16 protein-coding genes and 1 tRNA gene are annotated in these 22109 nt (G+C 34.3%); 6 read left to right on the top strand and 11 right to left on the bottom strand.

Annotation, left to right across the window (positions count from 1 at the left end; all coding sequences use genetic code 11):
- Positions 1-46 precede the first annotated feature (46 nt).
- The 3 genes from NEF87_RS22130 to NEF87_RS22120 form a co-directional block, all read right to left on the bottom strand.
- Positions 47-877: a hypothetical protein gene (locus NEF87_RS22130; RefSeq protein ID WP_457917531.1), complete on the bottom strand. Its 831-nt coding sequence runs from the start codon at positions 875-877 to the stop codon at positions 47-49.
- A gap of 631 nt (positions 878-1508) precedes the next feature.
- Positions 1509-1585, bottom strand: a tRNA-Pro gene (locus NEF87_RS22125).
- 119 nt (positions 1586-1704) lie between these two features.
- Positions 1705-2073 carry a PadR family transcriptional regulator gene (locus tag NEF87_RS22120; RefSeq protein WP_371803706.1) on the bottom strand — a complete coding sequence of 123 codons (369 nt, stop codon included), beginning with the start codon at positions 2071-2073 and terminating at the stop codon, positions 1705-1707.
- 142 nt (positions 2074-2215) lie between these two features.
- Here NEF87_RS22120 and arsM point away from each other — a divergent pair, with 142 nt between their 5' ends.
- Both arsM and NEF87_RS22110 read left to right on the top strand, forming a co-directional pair.
- Positions 2216-3148, top strand: coding sequence for an arsenite methyltransferase (arsM, locus tag NEF87_RS22115; protein ID WP_457917530.1), 933 nt, complete (start codon positions 2216-2218; stop codon positions 3146-3148).
- A 152-nt stretch (positions 3149-3300) separates the two neighbouring features.
- Entirely contained in the window at positions 3301-3879 is a 579-nt protein-coding gene (locus NEF87_RS22110; RefSeq protein ID WP_457917529.1) for a hypothetical protein, read from the top strand.
- Between the two features lie 15 nt (positions 3880-3894).
- On the opposite strand, the gene NEF87_RS22105 is transcribed toward NEF87_RS22110, so the two are convergent.
- From NEF87_RS22105 to NEF87_RS22090, 4 genes are all read right to left on the bottom strand, one after another.
- Positions 3895-4152 carry a hypothetical protein gene (locus NEF87_RS22105; RefSeq protein WP_371803703.1) on the bottom strand — a complete coding sequence of 86 codons (258 nt, stop codon included), beginning with the start codon at positions 4150-4152 and terminating at the stop codon, positions 3895-3897.
- Positions 4153-4183: 31 nt separating this feature from the next.
- Positions 4184-4756 carry a DJ-1/PfpI family protein gene (locus NEF87_RS22100; RefSeq protein WP_457917528.1) on the bottom strand — a complete coding sequence of 191 codons (573 nt, stop codon included), beginning with the start codon at positions 4754-4756 and terminating at the stop codon, positions 4184-4186.
- Between the two features lie 53 nt (positions 4757-4809).
- Complete coding sequence (locus NEF87_RS22095; RefSeq protein ID WP_457917527.1) at positions 4810-5997, bottom strand: AAA family ATPase; 1188 nt, start codon at positions 5995-5997, stop codon at positions 4810-4812.
- Positions 5998-6158: 161 nt separating this feature from the next.
- Positions 6159-7172 (bottom strand): HEAT repeat domain-containing protein, encoded by a 1014-nt coding sequence (locus NEF87_RS22090; protein ID WP_371803700.1) that lies wholly within the window; start codon positions 7170-7172, stop codon positions 6159-6161.
- 349 nt (positions 7173-7521) lie between these two features.
- Here NEF87_RS22090 and NEF87_RS22085 point away from each other — a divergent pair, with 349 nt between their 5' ends.
- Both NEF87_RS22085 and NEF87_RS22080 read left to right on the top strand, forming a co-directional pair.
- Positions 7522-10953 (top strand): LAGLIDADG family homing endonuclease, encoded by a 3432-nt coding sequence (locus NEF87_RS22085; RefSeq protein WP_371803699.1) that lies wholly within the window; start codon positions 7522-7524, stop codon positions 10951-10953.
- A 32-nt stretch (positions 10954-10985) separates the two neighbouring features.
- Entirely contained in the window at positions 10986-13655 is a 2670-nt protein-coding gene (locus NEF87_RS22080) for a DEAD/DEAH box helicase (protein ID WP_457917526.1), read from the top strand.
- 33 nt (positions 13656-13688) lie between these two features.
- Here NEF87_RS22080 and NEF87_RS22075 read toward each other — a convergent pair whose 3' ends face one another.
- Positions 13689-14240: a Rab family GTPase gene (locus NEF87_RS22075; RefSeq protein ID WP_457917525.1), complete on the bottom strand. Its 552-nt coding sequence runs from the start codon at positions 14238-14240 to the stop codon at positions 13689-13691.
- A gap of 166 nt (positions 14241-14406) precedes the next feature.
- Between NEF87_RS22075 and NEF87_RS22070 the strand changes: the two genes are divergently transcribed.
- Positions 14407-15516 carry a histone deacetylase family protein gene (locus NEF87_RS22070; protein ID WP_457917524.1) on the top strand — a complete coding sequence of 370 codons (1110 nt, stop codon included), beginning with the start codon at positions 14407-14409 and terminating at the stop codon, positions 15514-15516.
- 406 nt (positions 15517-15922) lie between these two features.
- On the opposite strand, the gene NEF87_RS22065 is transcribed toward NEF87_RS22070, so the two are convergent.
- The 3 genes from NEF87_RS22065 to NEF87_RS22055 all read right to left on the bottom strand — a co-directional run bounded on the left by NEF87_RS22065 (position 15923) and on the right by NEF87_RS22055 (position 21029).
- Complete coding sequence (locus tag NEF87_RS22065; protein WP_457917523.1) at positions 15923-16576, bottom strand: hypothetical protein; 654 nt, start codon at positions 16574-16576, stop codon at positions 15923-15925.
- 195 nt (positions 16577-16771) lie between these two features.
- Positions 16772-17728 carry a D-aminoacyl-tRNA deacylase gene (locus tag NEF87_RS22060; protein WP_457917522.1) on the bottom strand — a complete coding sequence of 319 codons (957 nt, stop codon included), beginning with the start codon at positions 17726-17728 and terminating at the stop codon, positions 16772-16774.
- A gap of 67 nt (positions 17729-17795) precedes the next feature.
- Complete coding sequence (locus NEF87_RS22055; RefSeq protein ID WP_457917521.1) at positions 17796-21029, bottom strand: hypothetical protein; 3234 nt, start codon at positions 21027-21029, stop codon at positions 17796-17798.
- A gap of 109 nt (positions 21030-21138) precedes the next feature.
- Between NEF87_RS22055 and NEF87_RS22050 the strand changes: the two genes are divergently transcribed.
- Positions 21139-21963, top strand: a complete 825-nt coding sequence (locus NEF87_RS22050; RefSeq protein ID WP_457917520.1) for a hypothetical protein — start codon at positions 21139-21141, stop codon at positions 21961-21963.
- The last annotated feature ends 146 nt before the right edge of the window (positions 21964-22109 follow it).

Raw genomic sequence — 22109 nt, 5'->3', positions numbered from 1 at the left:
ACATGGTTTTTTTAATTTCTTAACGTATAGAATAAACAAAATAATATCAACTAATTCTTTTCTTTAGTAATTTCTTCATATTTTCCGTGAATTCTTGGTTTTCTTTTCTAGTTTGTAGTAAACGTTTTATAAAGAATTCTAAAACGCTACGTATTTGTAAAGCAATTTCCAAGCATTCTTCTTCTGAAGAACTATGCAATCCAATGCTTAATTGGCTATGTAATATTTTTAATGGATTATAAGAATTTGGTCTTAGAGTTGGAGGCAATAAATCTTTTACCAGTTCAATTTTTTGTTCAGTAACTCTAGTTTTTTCAACTTGAACCAAGGCATTTTCAAATTTGGCTTTCTCATCACCTGTCATTAGATTTGGGATAAGTTTGAGTAATTTTTCAATTGAATTTTCAACAATTCTGCGATAATATGCAAATGCTCCTATTCCATATCCTTGCGATTCGCAAATTAATCCATTTTTGAAATATTTCAAATCTGTTTTTTCTAAAACTTCTTTCATTTCTTTACTTATACTGATATCCCAAGGAGGATATTGTCCGATTTTCATCACATAATCCAAACTATCATCAAAATATATTATAAAAAAGCGATGGAAATTATTGCATTTCGCACATCGAAATTTAATAAGTCGAATTTCATTGTGTAATCCCGTAAATTGTGAAGAACCAACCCGAACACTTGTTATTTCACCATCATATAATCTTTCACAAGTTATTTGAGTGAAAGTTTGTTTAGAATTACAATTTTTGCAATCCATAGTAAGAGTAAATTGATCTAAATTCTTAGATTTTGGGTCGAAATCTGTTCCCAAAGCCAATTTTTTGTAAAGTGAGAAGGTTTCAAAGAAAGATGAGTTCATCATTTGCTTAATTATTCATTTTTCTATCTTAAAAATTTTCCAAAAATTTCGAAAACTTGAAAATTTTTGCAGATTTCATTTATAAGGACATTAATACAATCAATTGATTTAATGTACATCTCCCTTGGTATTTCAAGTCAATGTGAGCCCCTTTTTCTTCCCGTGGTTGGACATTCGAACAACCCCTATATTATTAATATAATATAGTCGCATTCATGAAAACTACTTGCTGACCTAAAACAAAGGGAAAAAAGCAAATCAAATGCGAAACGTAAGGAACTTAGAGTTATATCATTCGATGTTCAAGGATATTTACACAAAAGCAAAAATAACTTCTGATTTCTTGATTCCAACATGTTTAATCTCGAAATCTTTAGCCCGTAATGTAAATTTATTATCTTCTTTATAATAGACTTTCTTGACTGCGATAAATACTCGATGGTTTGATTTAAATATGTTAGAATCAAATAGAGCAATTCTCCTAAATCAAAAACCAGGATCAGTTAATTCCTTCCACTATCTTAAAAAATTTCGTTCCTGGAATGAAAAATTGATTTTATTTGACCAGTTTTTTCCCTACTGAAATTACTTTATTTTCAAATTCGAAATGTCCGCACAAATGGGAGGACAAAAATGGTGGGAAAGGCACGATTCGAACGCACGACCACTCGGCCCCCAGCCGAGTATCATACCAAGCTAGACCACTTTCCCACGTTTGAAAAATTAGGCTTGATATCTATGTAGGTAAAATTCACATGGGAAATAAATTTTTTCAAATTCACACAACCCAGAAGTGGAAAACATGTCGAACATATTCAGAAGAAAGCATTTTATGTTTTTTTTCTCCGAATAACAATTATTCCATCACAACAGCCTGGACAACAAGAATCCATGAATAAGACCACTTTACGAAATCGTTCTGAAACTTTAGGAACTATTGATTTTCCAGCAGAAGAAAGGGAATATGTTCGAATGCGTTGATCTTTCCGACCTTCAGAGCCCGTTGTCTCTTCAATAAAACCTTTATTTTCCAATGAACGAATGATTTTATAAGTTGCACCAGGTGTAGGTACCCAATCTGACCCTAAATTAGAAGAAATTGACTCGACAATTTCAGAACCAGAAATTGAATCCTGTTTCTTTAAAACAAGGAGAAAAATGGCTTCCGTAGGTGTAATTTCTAAGTTTTTACCGAACATAGTTTTCACAGCAAAATTAAATTTCGCGAATTTGTATTCACATAGAATATTCCATAGAAAATATTTATAAATATTCCCCATATAGAATATTCATAAGGAATATAGTTTTTGAATATTCTTTAAAAAATAGAGGAAAATTAACATGTCAAACAGAAATGATACAAATAGTCCCTGTTGTGGAGGACAGAAATCCCAAGATACCCCAAAATTATCCGATAAGCTTGATCTATCCAATGATATAATGATTAAAAAATCAATTCGGGATGGATATGGATCAGTGGCGGAACAACTAAATCAAGGTTGCGGATGTTCTGGAAATCAACACGTAATTACTATGGTAGAACAAGCTAAAATATTAGGATATTCGGAAGATGAACTCAGTAGTATTCCAGATCTCGCAAATTTAGGATTAGGATGTGGTAATCCAACCGCTCTTGCCTCTATCCAAGAGGGGGAAGTAGTGGTTGATCTCGGATCGGGAGGGGGAATTGACTGTTTTTTAGCGGCTAAAAAGGTCGGTCCAACCGGTCATGTAATCGGTGTGGATATGACACCTCAAATGCTAGAACGAGCACGGAGCGGTCTTATAGATTCGACCTTCAAAAATGTTGAATTTCGATTAGGAGAAATTGAACACCTTCCTATTGCCGATAATTCCGTGGATTTAATCATCTCAAATTGTGTCATAAATTTATCAACAAATAAAGATCAAGTTTTTCGGGAAGCATATAGAGTGCTTAAATTAGGAGGACGCATGATGATTTCGGATATCATTTTAACTAAAGAACTTCCAGAAAGAGTGAAAGATTCCATTGCAAGTTATGTCGGATGTGTGGCAGGAGCTATGTTGAAAGAAGATTATCTTGGTAGTATTAAAGAAGCGGGATTTTCAGATGTAGAAATCATTTCAGAAAGGACTACAGGATCATTGACTAAACACGCTGATAAGAAAAAGGATAATAAACCAAAAATCGTTGTTGGAGGGAAAGAAATTGAGCATAATTTATCGTTTGAAGACCTCGATGGGATTAAAGAATCCATTATCAGTGTCAATGTGCAAGCCAAGAAATTATAAATGTTTAATTTCATCAATATGATTATCCGAATGAAAGAAGATTTTTTTTTTGCCTTGAAGCAAAATTCATTGTTTAATTCATGAAATTAGCATAAATTTCACCAAAAACAGAAATATTCTAATAGCAATAGGAGACAAAGGTAATTTACTGTATGATGACTTATCAAAAACCCTTCATTAACCAACCTCTATTAGTAGGTTGTGTCACCCTACTGCTTTTTTTTGGCGCCTTGAATACAACACTGGCTTTGGATGACGACAGAGAGGGAGATGAAAATGATCTTGCAGAAACTTTGGGCACAATTTCTGGAGTGAGTTTCATCATTGCCTCCATCTATATTTTACTATTCCAGCTCCAAAAACTGTTACGAAAGCGAGAATTTGAAAATAAATTAGTCAATCAAATCAAAACAGGTATCAAATTTTTTCTAACAAAATTCAGAAAACCTCTACTGATAACTCACTATTCTGCGGGATTATTGGGATTAGGAACGATAATTATCCACGGAATCCTTTTTTTAAGACAAGATTTCAGTACTGTCATTCTGGGGATAGTTACAACTGTGCTGTATCTATTTTATTTCCTTTCTGGAATCCTAACTAAAATTAATTTTCCATTTATGAAAAAGCATAAAAAACTATGGAAAAATCTCTACAAATCGCATGTTAATATCATTATTTTTCTTGGAATTATCATTTTACATTTGATTCATCTTGGTTTGGCCGATTAAGTAAAAATTGAAGTGTTAACCTCCGGCTGAAAGAAATTCCATTCGAAATCGATACATAATTGGATCAATGATGGTTGAATCTCCCCGAAAAATTACTAAAGTTTTCGTTAAGTTAACAATGCCCGTAGATTTAGCTTGTTCTTCTTGTACTTCAATTTCCCATCCAGGTCCAAAAAAAAAAGTATCATCCTTAGAGTTTTCACAGAGCGATTGAATATAGGCCAGAAGATATTTCCGCCGAATACCACTTAAGATTGACTTTTCATGAACCATGATTATGAACAGAAAAGAAAACAATAAAAAACTATTGCTGATTTTTTAGCCATTTCATATCCTGTATGATTTCTCCCTCAGATTTGAATAACTTCATCCATTTAGCCACTTCAACCGCAAATTCCACATAAGCATTCCCTTTAGAAGTGATCAGATTCCCATCGACTTCTATCACCCCATCAGTGTTATTACCATCGGGATAGTCTTCTTGATCCTCCTTCCCTATCCCACTAGTCCAAGTTTTATTTTTCAAGAGCCCACACTTATATACAAATACAGGACCCCCGCAGATTGCCGCAATCAACTTTTTTTGATCATTTAAGGTGTGTAATAAAGAATTTAGGGCCTCAAATTCGGGTTGAGTTTCAGGATGGTCACTCAAATATTTGACAGGATCTCCTCCAGGAATCACAATAAAGTCCAGATCGTTTGGATCCACTTCAGAAATTTTTTTATCAACTAAAATTTTGAATTGTCCTTCACTAACATACTGTTTAGGGCCAAAACCAATGGTTATCATATCAGCATATTTCCGAAAAAGCAAAGTTAAAATAGTGACTTCAAAATCACTCCAATCATCATATAGCACAATGGCAAATTTCATGGGTACGGTTAAAGAAAGACATTATTAAAGTTTTTTTTACAAAAAGAGAAAAATTAAGCAAAAAATTCGGAAGGTGCATTTTTTCTTGAACTTTGTTTGTTTACAGACTCGATGATAGATTTCAACATCGCAGTTGTAACGATCTTCTTTTTTTCACGGAAGGCTTGATGAACGACAATTTTAACTAATTTTTCATGTAAAGCACGACCACTCCACCCTTCGGTTAATCGGGCGATTTGAGCAAAATCAATTTCATATTTTTGGGGTAATTTTTGACAGAACAATTCCAACATTTCAATACGTTCTTCTTCCTTAGGAAGGGGAAATTCTATTTCTTCTTCAAAGCGATTACGAAGTCCAATATCTAACAATTCGATCCCATTGGTGGCCGCGATAGTGATCACCCCATCACTAGGATCTAAACCATCAAGTTCAGCCAGCAATGCAGTGGCAACTTCAATCACATCTCCCCGAACGCTTTGATAGCTCCGATTGAGTCCAATTGAATCAAGTTCATCAATAAATATGATTGATGGTTTAAGATTTCGAGCTTCTTCGAATAAACCATGAATTTTTGAGGCACCGTCTCCCACATGTAAACCAATTAAAGTTGTACCCTTTTTAGCAATAAAAGCGCAATCGGCTGCCGATGCAATGGCTTTTGCAGTTAACGTTTTTCCCGTGCCCGGAGGACCATGAAACAAGATATTTTTGGGCGCCCATTCCCCAAACTTATCCGGATTTTTAAGATATTCAACGATAATGTCAGCCTTGTTTTTTGCTTGGTCATTTCCAATAATTTCGTTGAAGGCAATTTTCTGAAATCGTAACTGAGGGCGATCTTTTTTAAGGATAACAAAATTGGTTTCGGAAGTTATTTTATTAGCATGAGCGGGAATAATTTTTTGAATTTTAAAGGCAAAATCCGGAATAAGGAGTTGATCAAATATAAAATCATCAAGTTTAACCGTTAATCCCGCCCATTGTTCAGAAGCATAGGCTTGAAATAATCTTAGATCTTTGTTTACCGTAACTTCAGAGCGCTCTGGAGCATCTAAAGGTTTTATTGGATAACCTGCAGGAGAGAGATGAAGAGTAGTAATTATATCTTCTTCATTGATTTCAGGAATCGGTTCTTCAATAATTTCGTCGGATGTTTCAATATCTAATAATTTAGCAAGTTCTTTTTCTTCGGTAGTGGTAAGATGGGGAACACGACGAATAATTTTTTTGTTTGGCACTCTACACTTACTAGGATTTCATATAAATAAAAATTTTAGATTGTTAAATTAATATTTGTAAAGGCTAAGGAAATGTATGAAATATGAAAATTAATACCAAATTTTAGACAGGAATAAATGAGGAAAAAGATAGAAGACTTTCAAAAAAAAATGGGCAATGATTATAATTGTTCCATAACTTTCTTGATCTTTGCACGAAAGTCTTCATTTAATTCTTTATCACTCGCAATATCTCCCAACTGAATATAACTTTGAGGAATTTTAGCAAATAATGACATCGCCATAGCAGGAAGGCTTTGATCTTCTTCCAATAAAAGGGCAGCCAACATAATCACCAATATCTTGGGATTTTCTTGACCGATCCTAAATAAAGCATCTTCAATCAATCTTCTTTTGCGCTCATTTGTTTTATATAAATGAATTAAAGGACGAATTGCATCGGGATTATTCGATTTTCCCAATCCACGGATGGCAATAGTCACAACACGATCATTTTCATCTTCAAGGGCTTTTACAAGGGCTTCAAAAGATTTTTGTGACGGAATCCGTTTCAGCAATCCCATCACTCCATACTTTAGGAATTTGTTCGCTTCAGGGTTGTTAAAGGCTTTGATAAGAGCAGGAACCGCTTCTTCTCCAATACGTTCTAAATGAGCACTTACTTCTTTCCGAATTTCTTCATCTTCATCACCTAAAGCTTTCACCAAACCAACTGTAGCTTTAATATCTTGAATTTTTATTAAACCTCGAACTGCCCAGAACCGGATGAATCTATATTCATCATCAAGGGCAGAGACAAAGATACGTATAGATTTTGGATCTTTGAATCGAGTAAGTTGAGTAATACAAGTTCGACGAACTTCTCGACTTTGTTTTGGATCTCCCGCAAGCGCTTGGAGTAAACGGAACAACTCATTTCCTTTTGATCCTCTTCCTAATGAATCTATAGCCGACACTCGCAATCTTCCATCAAAATGTTCGGATTTGGCAATTTCAAACAATTTTTCCCGCGCTTTAGCATCTTTCATCTTTCCCAAAGTTTTAATCGCATTGTTTTTTACACGAAAATCGTGGGATTTCAGTTTCGCTATTTCTTGATCTAGGGGGCTAGCTTTAGGGGATTCTTGTGAGGATTCTTTTTCTGATTTTATATTTGATTTATTTTCCGATGACATCTCTACCACGCAACTTCATTAAGGCTCTTGATACAATATACTTTTAAAATGCAAAATTCTAAAAAAAGAATTAGTTACATTTGCCAAACAATTCTTACCTAGGTCATCGATGTAGATATGATCATTTGAAGATCATCTCTCAAAAATCATAAGATTCTTAATTTATTTTCACTTTGACTATTTTACTAAACAACCGCTCTAACAATTCTTTTTAAACTTAATCATAGCTTGCATTTAAGGAAAAAATACACTCCTAATAATGCAACAATAAGTGATTTATTATAGTTTCCGACAAAACAATAACTTTGACGATCGGAAAATAATTATTACAAAAATCGGAGATACATTAATGGTAATAGAAACTGATGCCCCCCCATCCAATCCTGTGGGAGATTTTGAGGATTTTCTTAAGAATTTTGAAGAAACCCCAAATGAATTTAAATATCGACAAAAAATCAGTGAGGCATACGCCCGATCGGAACACCATATTACCGTTTTATTTGAAGATATCCTCAATTACGATCCTCCCTTAGCGAATTATCTGAAAACGAATCCCGAACAAGCTTTACAAGAAGCGGTGGAATCTTTTAAAAATATCATCCGTATCGATGCAGGGGGCTATTTTAATCCCGATGAAGATTTCTTTGTCCAGATTGCAACTCATAATAATTCCAATGAAGTCCCTTTACGAATGATTCGGGCCAAACATATTGATCGGTTAATTTTTCTAAAGGGGATTATAATTCGATCTTCGGTCGTTCGACCAAAAATAACAAATGCCACTTTTGAATGTCCGATTTGTGGCAATATCATGCAAGAAGAACAACCGACATCAAAATTAACCCCACCAAGAGAATGTACTAATCCGGCTTGCAAGAATACTAAGGAATTTAAGGTCGATACACGCCAATCAGAATTCATTAATCACCAAAGCATCACGATCCAAGAAGCCCCAGAAGATCTCCGATCGGGGGATATTCCCCAAACGTTACAAGCCGTTCTCCATAACCATTTAGTCGATTCTGCCCGTCCAGGAGAACGTGTTAAAATTATGGGCGTATTACAATCAATCCCTAAAGAAGATCGTCGAGGACGTCTCACCACAGTCTTTATGACCCAGCTTATGGTCAATCACATTGAAGGAATTAAAGAAACAGATGAGGAACAGGATCTCACGCAAGAGGATATTGATGAAATCCATGCTTTGTCATTAGAACCCATGATTCAAAATAAAATTGCCCGATCCATCGCCCGGGGAATTTTAGGTCATGATCAACTTAAAATGGCGGCAGCTCTGTCACTATTTTCAGGAAATCAAAAACTTAAAAAAGATGGGAGTAAATTACGGGGCGATATCCACGTTCTCTTTATGGGAGACCCAGGAACCGGAAAATCGCAGATATTACAAAATTGTGCCAAAATCGCACAAAGATCGGTTTATACATCAGGAAAAGGCTCTTCCGCTGCAGGTTTGACAGCAGCTGTAGTCAAAGAAAGCGACAATACGGGCATGCAATTAGAAGCAGGTGCACTGGTTTTAGCATCCGGGGGCATTGCCTGTACTACAGAAGATACCAAGTTTATAAGGGAAGATGGAAAGAGAATATCTTTCAAAGAATTATTTCACTCATTTGGTGATGAGGAAGGGGAAATTTTTCCTGATTTCAAAGTTTTTGGATTAAATCAAGAAAATCTGAAAATTGAGCCTTTCAAAATCAAAAGAGCTTTTAAAATTCGCAATCAGAAAAAAATATATAAATTAACGACCGCGACCGGAAGATCTTTAAACCTAACAGAAGATAATGAAATTTTCACAAGCAATAACTCAAAGTTTCTTTGGACAGAAACACACAATATAAAGACAGGAGATTATATAGCAGTTCCAAAATTGATCTCATTTAATCACTCAGATCATTTCCAACCCGATTTCGCCTATATCTGCGGATTAATTGCTTCCGATGGGCACATCGCATTATCTGATACAAAAGGAAGAGGAGAATTTTATAATTCTAATACAGATATGGTGGAAATATTTAAATCAACCCTAGATCGTTTGAATATATCTCATAATACATACGTAAGGAAACCTCAACAGAGAGAAAGTAATAAGCAATATAAATCCACCAAAAACAATTACCAAATTTACAATTCAACTAAAAAATTTGCTCAAGATTTAATCGAATTTGGAGTACCTAAAGGAAATAAATCAACTAAATTTGCCTTATCAAAAAAAATATTCACCTATTCAAAACAAACCATTTCCTTATTTTTGAGAGGTGTTTTTGACGGGGATGGTTGTTTAAGATCAAATCCAAATAGCGTTATTTTTTCTACTGGTATGCATGAAAATGCAGTTCTTTTTCAAAATTTACTATTGAGATTTGGAATCATTTCCACAGTAGTTAAAAAATCTACAGATTGGCACTGTGAAATTACGGGGACACTCGATTGTATTGCCTTTTATAATCAGATAGGAACGTTGCATCCTGTAAAAAAAGCAAAATTTAAAAAATTGAAAATTAATCAAATCAAGGATCGAATTGATATCCTACCTAATTTTCAAGAATATTTTGAACGTTTAAAATTAAAAAACAAGGGAAAATTGGGGTCAGATATCTATAGATATGTGTGGAATTATTGCAAACCTCAAGTAGCTCCTTCAAAATATCATCTGAAAAGAATTAATCAAGTTGTTAAGGAAAAATTTTTACACAATTTTATTGAAAGTGATATTCTATGGGATAAAATTATCGATATTGAAGAAATCAGAAGCGAATATGTGTACGATTTTACCATGGAAGGAACAAATAATTTTGTTGGAAACAATATCATTATGCATAACTGCATCGACGAATTTGATAAAATGCGTAAACAAGATCGCTCGGCAATCCATGAGGCGATGGAACAACAGACGATTAGCATAGCCAAGGCAGGTATTGTGGCAACACTTCAAGCACAAACGGCTATCATTGCAGCTGCAAATCCTAAACAAGGCCGTTGGAATGATTTTGAAACACCCGCAGCCAATATCAATTTGAGTCCTCCGATATTATCTCGGTTCGATCTTATATTCATTGTGAGAGATGTACCGGAAAAAAATAGTGATGACCGCATCGCTCAATATATCCTTCGAAATCACATGGAGGGGCATGATGAAACATTTGTCGATGAGGAAGAGAAGAAGAAAAATATTCCAACCGAAGATGATTTCATTCCGATGGATCTTTTAAAAAAATATATTCAGTATTGTAAAAATAATTGTCATCCAAAATTAACACGGGAATCGGCACGGAAAATTCAAGATTATTATGTTAAAATGCGAACCTCAAATCCCGATAATCCCACCGCTGTTTCCATCGTAGCGCGAACGCTAGATGGAATGGTAAGAATGAGCGAAGCATATGCAAAAATGGCATTACGTGACGTGGTGTTATTAGAAGATACAGAAGCAATGATATCGTTATTGGATCGATCGCTGCATGAGATTGGATATGATAAAGAAACAGGAAAAGTAGATATGGATGTAATGCTCACAGGAACATCCAGTAATAAACGGAACAAATTAAACTTAATTTTGGAAAAAATTCGGGAATTACAGTTGGAAGATCCCTCTGAGGATCTCACTTGGGAGGATATCTATGAACCCTTAGCAACGGTGGAAGGTGTCACAGAACAGTTTATAAAAAGTGCATTAGAAGAATGGCATAAAGATGGAACACTTTATTGTCCGAAGAATGATCATTATAGATTATCCACTAAGCCAAAGCAAGGAAAATTCTAATTTTTTTTTTTGAATGAAACGAACTGAGTCATATGTCCAGTAATTCACCTCACCTTGAAGATTTAGTACATCCCAATATACTTTCCTATTTATTTCGCAAAAAAATTATTGAATTATATCCACCTCAACTCGAAGCGATTGACGCGGGCATCACAGGAAGAAATTTAGTTGTGTCCATCCCCACGGCTTCTGGAAAAACCTTAATAGCAGAAATCTTAGCACTTCAAAAGCTTTTGTTAGATTCTAACGGCGATAAAGGTAAAGCGAGTAAAAAACGCGGTAAAGTTTTGTATTTATGTCCACTAAAAGCCTTGGCAACTGAAAAATATGAAGAATTTAAGGCAGACTGGGATAGCTTAGGCTTTCGAGTTGGAATTTCAACAAGTGATATTGACCAAATAGACTATAAAGTTTTTAACAATGATTTAATCATATTAACAAATGAAAAAGCGGATGCTTTATTGCGCTTAGACCCAAAACGAATTGCGGCAATAAGTATGGTTATCTGTGATGAGATACATTTGATTAATGATGACCACCGAGGAATAACATTAGAATTTTTACTCACCCGCATTAAAACCGCAAATCCGTCAGCTCAAATCGTAGGATTATCTGCAACAATTCAAAATGCAGAGGAACTAGCTTCTTGGTTACAAGCTCAATTAATAACGAGCGAATGGAGACCTGTGGCACTGAAAGAAGGTTTTTATTTACGGGATGAAATTCATTTTCAAGACGGGGCAGTGAGAACTATCCCAAAAATTCCAGGACACTCAGAAGTAACCACACTCGCTATCGATATGATTAAGGAAGGAGGGCAAGTATTAGTATTTACAAATTCTCGTAAGAATACTATCAAACTGGCAGATGAACTCCACATTCCAATAAGAATGATTACAGATAATAAAGAGAAAGAAGAATTCGATCAAATTCAAGAAGAGATTGCTAAGATTGATTCTCTTGAAACGGAAACGGCAAAAAAATTACATAAATATCTTAAAGGCGGGGTAGCATTCCATCATGCAGGTCTTCCAAGAAAAATATTGAGTTTCATTGTGAAGCAATTCAATCAACGGAAGATCAAAGTGATCTGCTGTACCCCAACCCTTGCTGCAGGAGTAAATACCCCTGCACGAAGAGTGATAATTAAAACACTGTACCGCTATAATGCAGAAAAAGGGAATGTATTGATCCCAGTTATAGAATATAAGCAAATGGCTGGAAGAGCCGGACGCCCTCGCTTTGATCCATATGGAGAAGTGATTATTTTAGGGAGTAATCCAGAAAAACTCGTAAATGATGCAGTTGGATATATTAATGGCGATCCAGAAAAAATTTTTAGCAAAGTAGGTGATGAAAATAAATTGCAATCTCATATTCTGAGTTTAATCGTCTCCAAATTTGCCGACTCCATGGAGCAAATTCTCAAATTTTTAAAAAATACGTTTTATTATCATCAACTTCAAACTGGAACTCTTTCAGATGTAGAAGAAGCTCTAAACAATAAAAACAAAAGATATACAAAAAGAAAGTCTTCTCTCCAAAAAACACGGACTCAATTACGCCCCACTTCCGGCCGAGGCAATGATCCATTAGGATTAGCAGCAGACCCAGGATCATTTTTTACTACAGCAAGCGATTATTGGGAAAAAGAAAACTTACTTCAATCCACAAAACCTAAAAAAACTGAGTTATCTGATAATATTGAAATTAAAATTGAAAGGTCCCTACAAACAAAAATTCAACAAATCATTAATTATTTTCAAGAAAATGAACTTATAACCCAAATCGAAGCACCCCATCCCATTGCAGTTGAAGTTTTTGAAGCAACCCCTTTTGGTAAAATATGTTCGCAAAGTTATATTCCACCTCAAGATGGGATCATCATCAAAGAAGATTTGCTCTATGCCAAAGTTTTGGAAGATTATGGCGAAATAGAACTAACAAATACCAGTTGGCTCTACCTGCTTTCGAAACTTTCTGCTTTTCGGAAATTCTATCTTCGGAAACAAGATTATAATCCCATTTTCACTTTTATTGAACACCATTCCGATAATTTCATTATGGAAGAAGTGTGGGAAAAAACAGATCCTCAGTTTTTAGAATTTGCCCAAGAATTAAAACTCACAATGATTATGCAAGATTGGATCTCCGAAGTCCATGAGAAAAACATTACCGAAAGATATAATATAGGTGTTGGTGACATCCATAACACCATAGATAATGCTCAGTGGTTGCTTCGCACAATGCAACAAATTGCACGATTAGATAAAGAACTTCACTTTTCTTCCGATCTCCAAAAATTGAACTATCGAATAACCCACGGTATTAAAGAATCCTTGATCCCCCTTGTTAAATTGAAGGGAATAGGACGAGTAAGAGCACGAAAATTGTTTCAAGCGGGTTTTAAGACAACTAACGATATTTTAAATTCTAATATTGAAGATATCGCAAAAGTTCCTTTAATTGGCATGACAATCGCTCGCAATATCCAAAATCAATTATTAAATAGACCCGTTAAAAAAAAAATTGATCGTAAGCATCCAGATAAATCTGAAAAACTCTTATTGGATAAAACAACCCTTGAATTCCAATCTCAAGATGCTAATGATAAAGAAGAAAAACACATACCTCCAAAAGATATAAACCAAGATACTAAAGAGAGAAAACTAAAAAAAAATTCCTTGGATCGTTTTTTCTGACCCCATAAATAGTCCTTAAAGATGAAAAAGAAATTACAACGGAATAGGAATAATGGAGTCGATTCCAATACAGCTTTTTATCATCGCTATAAAGGCCTCATTAACATGATAGCCTGTTTTAGCCGAAGTAAACAAAACTTTATCGATCTTTTGTCGTTCTGCCATTTCCCGAACATGTTCTTCAGAAATTTCTCCGTCTAGATCTTTTTTGTTAGCGAGTAAGATGATTGGTATTGGAGTATCCATATTCTTGCGAAAATCATCTATCCAAAATTTATCGATTTGATGGAAAGTATTTTTTCGGGTTAGATCACCCACAATAAACACACCTTGGGCCCCACGATAATATGTATGTCGCATACTTTGCCAACGCTCCTGGCCAGCAATATCCCATGCAGTAATAGTAAATTGATAATCTTCCCCATCATTAGCCCGAAAAGCTAACTTTTTAATAAAGAGATTGGAGCCTATTGTTGGACGATAATCTTTGGAATACGCTCCTTCTACAAAATTTTTAATTAATGATGTTTTTCCGCATGCATGCTCCCCAATAATGCATAATTTTAACTTGAAAATTTGTGTCATCGCTTTTCGACCTCACACTTCATTTTTAATAATTGAATAAAATAAACGCAAAGTAGTATTAACTTTCGGTTTTAACCAACTTTTTGTAAAATTTATTGTAAATATTTTTCCTATATAATGGGGATTGCCTTACCTTTTTAAAGATGTATAAATAAACTAGATTTATATGAAAAATGTTGGTGTGGCTTATCATGAATTTTATGAAAAACATGACACGGGTTATCACCCCGAACGAGCAGAGCGCGTTATTCATACGAAAAACCAGTTAGAAGAACTGGATCTTTTTGGGGATGGACACAAATCACATTTTCACACAATAATACCGAGATTAGCAGAACTAACTGAAATTCAATGGTGCCATTCCCCCCAATTAATTGAAAAAATTCAACAATTATCAACACGAGCGCAGAAATGGGATGAATTGCTATTTACCGATGGGACATATGGAGATACAATTATTTCGGGATCTTCTTTTACAGCTGCACGTTATGCAATCGGAGGCAATTTTCAAGCGATAGACGATATTATGAGTCAGAAAATTGATCGATCCTTTGTTTTATGCCGTCCTCCTGGACATCATGCCAACAATACAGAAGCACGAGGATTTTGTTTTTTCAATAATATCATTTTGGCTGCTGAATACCTTATTCACAAATGGGGGCTAAAAAAGGTTGCAATTATAGATTTTGATGCCCATGCAGGAAATGGATCCGAAGAAATACTCAATAATCGGAATGCTGAGGGTGAAATACTTTTCTTTTCGATCCATCAACACCCAGCAACCTTATATCCTGGTACATGTTTTGTTGATGAAATTGGTGAAGGCAAGCAAAGAGGTAAAACAGTAAATCTAACAGTATTACCCTATTCAGGACAGAAATGCATCCAAAATCTTTTCAATCAGATTATTAATCCGATGATGGAGGAATTCAAACCCGAATTTATCTTAGTTTCCGCCGGTTATGATTCTCATCACGCAGATACTCTGACTGCAATGGGATTAATGGATCAAACTTATTCTTTTATTATTCAGGAACTCGCAAAAATGTCTTCTAAATTTGCAAAAAATCGTATCCAATGCACTCTGGAAGGAGGGTATAATTTAGTCGCCATTGGAAATTCTATTGCAAATACCATTAATGCCTTGGCGGAGGATAACGTAATATTTGTAGAAGATGATAATTACGATGAATCGCAAAAAGGAATAGAATTTACAATGAATCAACTTATTCCTGAATTACAAGATCATTTGAAACCCTTTTGGTCAACATTTTAAATATATTTTTAGAATTATTTTTAAAAAGAACCTTGCGATTTTTAATTTTCAAAGAATTCTAATGATTTAAGACGAGTTAGAAAAAGAAAAGTTGACGGAAGTGCGGCCACCATAAACCGTATGTTCCGAATTACCGAAACACCGATTTTTACAACAAACAAAACAAAGATATTAGCATCAACACGATGCAAGAGGGAGGCCCGAAATCGGGCAAATAAAAAGGAGATAAGGTACCTCCTTCCGTCTATTATATCATAGTCTTTCAGCTTTAAAAATTTTTTCCTTAATTCCTAGGAAAAAAGGGAAATACTCAAAATTTAGTTACTCCATTAATAAAGAAATAATTTTTTCCGAATTACAAGATCGAAGAAATAATTTTACATATATATTTTTTGTGGAAAAAATATTATCGTTGATATAAATTCAATGGATTAGGGGGATATATCCATTTCTTTTGCTTTTTTTTGTCTAAATAAACTGATTTTAAATAGAAAAGAGAAGTAATTGTGATCCCAATCATAAGAGTAATTCCACACTTCAAATAATATTGAATTTCTAAATTCTGCGCTATTTGCTGTAGATCGCTATCTTTCCAGGATACTAATTTAATATTTATTTGAGAGCCAGATTGCTCAAGTAATACTCCTGTTTGTAAATCGATCCAAATTTTAGACTCTTCTTGATTTATTTGCATACATTCAACTTTCTTTTGAGCAATAATTCGCGTTTTAGATGTCGTCTGTTCAGAACATTTCTCTAAACTCGTTTGATTTTTAATTAATTCTTGAAAACACAGTTCATAACTTTGGGTTTGATTTGGATCAATGAAATATTGCTCGATTTCACCTTGTAATCCATCATTCTGATTGAACCCATTGATCTTAAATTTATATAAAAAGTTGATTTCCGACCCATCATAGACATGCCACACGAAAGTATCCCCAGAATTCAAATTATAGCTATCCAAAGAATCATCGTCTAGGCAGGAAACTTGGCAAGGAATCACTAGAATACACACTGCAACGAACAAAATTACATAACATGAATACTTTTTCGACATTTTTGTATTGTAACAAGTAGAGCTTTTTGCCTATTAAAGTGTTTTTACTAAAAAATCCTTGCTCAATTTTCCATTACTGAATTTCTGAGAGGATTCTTTGCTATACCCGTCCACCATCATTTTTGACAGAATATAGAAAAAAGATGAATTTTCGAACTAAGTCTGAAATTTAGGAAAAAATTTGACTTATACTGCCTACTTAGGTAATGTTGGAAATAATTTGCGAAGTTCCTTAGTTTTTTTAATTGGAATTCCTGTCTGTTCTAGTAAAGGAATTAAATGCTGTTTATCTGCAGATTTTAACCCCTTCCAATCAAGAACCCAAAAATCTATTGGTTCCAAAGTTCTTTGTTGGATTTGTTCAATCATGGTAGAAGTTAAATCCAATATTTTATATTTAGGTACAGTGTGTACAAAAGAATATCCAAGAGATATTAAAGGAGTAAAGCTAGGCATATAATGGCCCCCTCCAAAACCCACACAAATCTTCAAATCTTTTTTATCCCATTGATTTCCATGATAGTGGGAAGTTGTTAGAATAATCCCTGTTTTCATAATGACATCTGCAATTATTTTCGCACCAATTGGATCTTTCCAAGCATCTTCCGAACTTCCTTGTTCGATATAAACGAGAGGCTGTAAATATTCTGTAGGACCATGGTGATCTACTTCATGATGGACTGGTACACCGAAAGATCTTTCCGTAGAATACTGAGATAAAAGAGTAAAGAAATAATGGAGAACAATCCCAGTCCCTATAGATATTCGAAATGGTTGTCCCCCACCAGCAATATCTTCATTCAAATTCCCAGTAGTATGACACATAAGTGAAGGTCGACCACTTTTGGATTGATGGCGACTGGCAAAAATAAGAAGATCCCCGGGCATTTCGGTAGGGGAAATAATTTCGTCTAAATTAGTCATTTTTTCGAGAACATTTATAAGAAGAAAATGAACTGAACTTGAACCTTCAGATAATTTGCAACAATGTAGAGATTGGATAGAATTATGATGCCTTAAAGGATGGTTCGACACAATTTCAAAAGGATAAGAGGCCAATAAGGCGTTAAATATTGTCTTAGATGCGATATCATCTTGTGCAGTAACAATGGTGATTTGGAGGGTAGATCGGTGAAGCGAGGAAGGAATCATGTCAGAAATCATCGTAGCTTATAATCTTACATTTCATTAAACAACTAGGGATATAAAAAAAGGGTTGTTATGTTTGGTTTTTCTTTTTTACTGCAGCTTGAATCATACGCTTAAAAGCATCAATTTCTTGCTTTGCTTTAAGTTTTTCTTCATCTTCTTTCTTTTTTTGAGCAGCGGCAAGAAGAGCGGCTTTCTTTTGTTCTTCAATCCTCTGAAGTTCTTCTCTGGTAGTTGCAGCAGTATTGATTTCGGATCCAATAGTCCGTACCGTTCTATCAATGACAGCATTTCGTTCTTTTAGAGTTTCTTTCATCTGTTTTGAAGTCGCTGAAAGAATAAGCTTCATTTCTTCACCCATTTTATCTTCACCCTTCAATTTTTTTTCATCAGCGGGGATTGGAGTTGAAGATTTTTGTCCAATACTACCTAAAAGAGCATGAATATCATTTAGGGCAGATTGTTTTGTTTGTTTCCGTTGTTTTTCTTGCAATTCAACTTGGTGTTTCTGTTCCACTTGCCGGAGACGTTCCTTTTCCGCTTGATCAACAGTTTTTACATATTCTGCTTGAATTCGATACACTCGCTCAAGATGGGATTTTTCATCGATATTCCATCCAATACTTTTAAAAATCAAATTTGCTTGCTTATAGTAATCAATTGCTTGGGTAAATTCATTAATGTTCAGAAACTTTTCAGCATCGTCCATCAATTGAAATGCTTGTTGTTCTAATTTTCTTTGATCCATTTTTTTTTGATGAAAATCGGCGAGTTTTTTTTGTTTTTGATCTCGTTGCAGCGCAATTTCTTTAGATTGGGCTTCTAAATAACGCTCAAATTCGAGTTTTTCTTGAAGCATTTGTTTTTCATGTAATTTTTGACTTTGTATTTCTAAGCGATAATTTTGTTCTTTTTGAACAATTGTTTTTTTCAACTGTTCAATAGTGGCGCGTTGATCATTAAGACCGTGAGTATTGATGAGGGTTAATACAGAATCCAAAGTTTCAGAGGCTTCTTGAAATTGATGCACATCTAAATAATTTCCAACTTCTTCGATTTTGGATCTGATTGATGTTTGAATTTCCAAAAGAATTTGATTTTCTGTTTTGAAATTTTCTCTTTGAATCTTTTCGGTATGCATTTTTTCCTGTTTTCTTGTGATTGCTTGTTGAATTTCATCTTGAACTTGCCGTTCTGATTCTTTTCGTTTAAGTTCTTCGTAATATTTTGATTGCAAATTTGTCAAGAATTGTTCTTTTTTTGACCGGATAACGCTAAGACGAGTATTAAGAGCAGAAATTTGAGATTCCCATCCAATTTCAACAAGTTTATGAATTGCATCTTCATACAAGTGTATTGCATCTTCAAATTCATTTCGTTGCAAGCATATTTCAGCTTGATCAATTTGCGAAAAAGCCTCGGATTGAACTTTATCATATTCATTAGATTGTTTTTCGAGCAAATTAAGTCGCAAGAGTCGCGCTTGTGTTTTTTTTTTATTTTCTGCCTCATAGTTTTCACGTGAGAAGGATGATGTTTTTTCCTTCTGTGAATCACTTAATAAGGAGAGATCGTAAAGATCACTTAAACGAGCCAAATGTGAAAGAAATTTTCGATTTTGATTAGCGAACTCTTTCCATTGTAAAGAGTTAATTTTTATTAAAGCATCATTCCAAATTTGGATGGCTTTTTTGTATTTCTCCCCAAGAATATGCAAATGCCCTTGGTCAAATAACTCAAAAATTGCATCTTGGAATAATTTTTGTTGATTTAGCTTCGTTTGAAACAACTGTTCTCCAGATAGTTCTTGATTTAAAAGCGAATCAAATGAAATAGTCACTTGAGAAGAACTTTTCAAACTTCCCTGCATAATTCTTGTGAATTCAGCATTAATTCGAGTTAAATCCAGATCTTGAACTTTGTTAGATTGAGTAATTAAGCGATTTTTTTCACGAAGAATTAGAAGCCATGCAATTAATGTGGTAGCCTGATCTGTCCAACCAGGAATTTTCTTTAACTTATCAATGCAGATATTTAACTGGGCAATAGCCAGATTGAATTTATTTTGTTCTTCCAACTTGCGAATTTGATTTATTGAAATGAAAATTTCATCTAATTTTTTTTCATGATCTGCAAGAATTTCTTCAAATTGGTCCAAAAGAGATTGAGAACGCATTTCTACTTGATTTCTAAGATCAATAATTTTGAAAGAAGGAATTTCCCCTCCAGATAAAATTTCATTTTCAGGAAGTTCAGAAGCCATATTATCTTGATCTTCGACAGATACCGAAACAGAAGATTTATGTTCAGAAGGTGGAATGGAATTTAAAACTTCTCCAGAGGCTTGTTTAAGAAGGTGAGCTATTTCAGTAGAATCAAAATCTTGCCCCTTTTCAATATTTTTCGCAAAACTGGGGATATAATCTTCATCATTATGTTGAGAAGCATCAATTACCGAAGCCCCTAAAGCAGTCTTTTTTCCGGGTTCATCTATTACATCCGTTTGATTTGATAAAGAATAAGACGGAATATAATTTTGATCTTCATCTGCATCTACAATAGGTTTTGATGGTAAGGAATAATTGGGTTGGTTTGTTTTAAGAAAACTTGGAGAATATTCATCTTCTATCTTTTTATTGATCTCTCTTTCTGAGGATTGATGAGTTCTGATATCTTTCTGAACATTTTGAAGTTTAAGAAAACTGGGCACATATTGTTCTTCTCCACTATTTTGGGGAGTCACTTTAATTTTTTTGTCAATAAAATCGGACTGTTGAGTTTTTAAGAAGGTGGGAGAAAAATTCGAAGATTCAGCAGGAGATTCTTGATTCATTGATAACGAAGGAGATGAACTCTCTTGATCCAATAACTTGGAGATATTGTTTATGATAACATGGATACTTTTTAATTGTTCAGAACTCCAGCCCGCCCGAGTTAGTTTTTCAACAGATTTATGAAATATTTCAATCGCTGCCGAATAATTTTCCTGATTTAACAAAAATTCTGCTTCATTAAGTAATTGTAACCCTTCTTCAACTAAATTATCAATAGATGTTGTTTGTGGAGGCGATTCTATCCCAGATTCTCGAGTTTCGCGTTCTAACCGCTCGTATTCCTTCTGGCGTATATCCATCATATTCATAACTTTGCTCTTCTCTGTATCCGGAAGATTGGCTTTTTGAAATAAATCTAAAGCTTGTTGCAATTTTAAAATAGCTTCGGAATAGTTACCTTGGTGTGCATAACCTTCTCCTTCCTCAGTCAGTTCGAAAGCCAAATTTAATAATACTTCATCAACGGGCATAGTTACTATATAATAGCATTTTTGTAGTTAAAATCGTTTCTGCTTTGCCCATGGAACAAAAAAATATTAAAAGTAGGATTTGGTAATTAGGTAAGTAGAGGAAAAAATTTTGTTAATTCAAGAATGTTCCGAATTTATTGAAGATGCTTTTTCAAAATATGCGATTATTCTCAAAGATGGTTCGATCCTAAAGACTTCAATTGATAAAGATTCTGTTGACAAAATCTTCCCTGTTTTAGAAAAATTGCTAATGAAGGATTTGAAAGTCGGAGATCTCTTATTAAAATCACCAGTTATTTTCTTTCGAGTTACAGAAAATGTATTAGTGATTCTATTATCTCGAGCACACCAAAATGTTGTTCAAACGATGTTTGATGTCTTTTGTGAACGCTATGCACTCAGACTTGATCAAGAATTTCCTGCATTGGAATTAGATTTACAAACATTATCCAAATTCACAATCTTTTCTCTTTCCCGTCAAGCAGGACCAGAACCAATAGGTTGGTGGGAAAATATTGATGAAGATATAGTTTTCAAATATTCCACATCTTCATTACTCTTATTACTCAATGAGATAGATGGAGCAAGTGCAAGAACGTTGAACTTTCATCCTTTTATTTCGGATAAATATATGAGTGTTATTTTTCTCTTTCAAGTTCAAGCTCCTGAAGCACGGGGAGAAGCTTTTGATGCAAGTATTCTTATTATGTTCGATTATTCAATTCGAAATATACTCTACAAATATAACGATCAATTTGAACAGATATTAAATGAAACAGCAGATAAGCTGGCAGCCACCTTTATAGCAGATTATGCGGAGAATATCCAAGCACCTATTCGCCCGGAGAGTCGCAAGAAATTTGCATTAATTCTGAAAGGGGTTCAAAATCAGTTGAAACAATTTAAAATTGATCCTACGGAAATTAAGATATAGCCTCTTTTTTGATTTGAATAATTTTGATAATGTTCAACAGCAAATTCCTATCACAAAATTATGAGTTTATTTATATACAACCCCTTAACTTTTTAGGTAGAAAAGCACATTCTAATACCATAAGGAAAAATCTATTTAAGAAAAAC

Origin of the sequence: Candidatus Lokiarchaeum ossiferum, from assembly GCA_025839675.1 — an archaeon.
In the GTDB taxonomy this organism is placed as follows: domain Archaea; phylum Asgardarchaeota; class Lokiarchaeia; order Sigyniarchaeales; family Promethearchaeaceae; genus Lokiarchaeum; species Lokiarchaeum ossiferum.
This window is presented reverse-complemented; position numbering and strand designations above follow the sequence as displayed.

Coding starts and splice junctions, on each gene's coding strand:
- NEF87_RS22130 (WP_457917531.1), bottom strand. CDS start 877: ATGATGAACTCATCTTTCTTTGAAACCTTCTCACTTTACAAAAAATTG.
- NEF87_RS22120 (WP_371803706.1), bottom strand. CDS start 2,073: ATGTTCGGTAAAAACTTAGAAATTACACCTACGGAAGCCATTTTTCTC.
- arsM (WP_457917530.1), top strand. CDS start 2,216: ATGTCAAACAGAAATGATACAAATAGTCCCTGTTGTGGAGGACAGAAA.
- NEF87_RS22110 (WP_457917529.1), top strand. CDS start 3,301: ATGATGACTTATCAAAAACCCTTCATTAACCAACCTCTATTAGTAGGT.
- NEF87_RS22105 (WP_371803703.1), bottom strand. CDS start 4,152: ATGGTTCATGAAAAGTCAATCTTAAGTGGTATTCGGCGGAAATATCTT.
- NEF87_RS22100 (WP_457917528.1), bottom strand. CDS start 4,756: ATGAAATTTGCCATTGTGCTATATGATGATTGGAGTGATTTTGAAGTC.
- NEF87_RS22090 (WP_371803700.1), bottom strand. CDS start 7,172: ATGTCATCGGAAAATAAATCAAATATAAAATCAGAAAAAGAATCCTCA.
- NEF87_RS22085 (WP_371803699.1), top strand. CDS start 7,522: ATGGTAATAGAAACTGATGCCCCCCCATCCAATCCTGTGGGAGATTTT.
- NEF87_RS22080 (WP_457917526.1), top strand. CDS start 10,986: ATGTCCAGTAATTCACCTCACCTTGAAGATTTAGTACATCCCAATATA.
- NEF87_RS22075 (WP_457917525.1), bottom strand. CDS start 14,240: ATGACACAAATTTTCAAGTTAAAATTATGCATTATTGGGGAGCATGCA.
- NEF87_RS22070 (WP_457917524.1), top strand. CDS start 14,407: ATGAAAAATGTTGGTGTGGCTTATCATGAATTTTATGAAAAACATGAC.
- NEF87_RS22065 (WP_457917523.1), bottom strand. CDS start 16,576: ATGTCGAAAAAGTATTCATGTTATGTAATTTTGTTCGTTGCAGTGTGT.
- NEF87_RS22060 (WP_457917522.1), bottom strand. CDS start 17,728: ATGATTCCTTCCTCGCTTCACCGATCTACCCTCCAAATCACCATTGTT.
- NEF87_RS22055 (WP_457917521.1), bottom strand. CDS start 21,029: ATGCCCGTTGATGAAGTATTATTAAATTTGGCTTTCGAACTGACTGAG.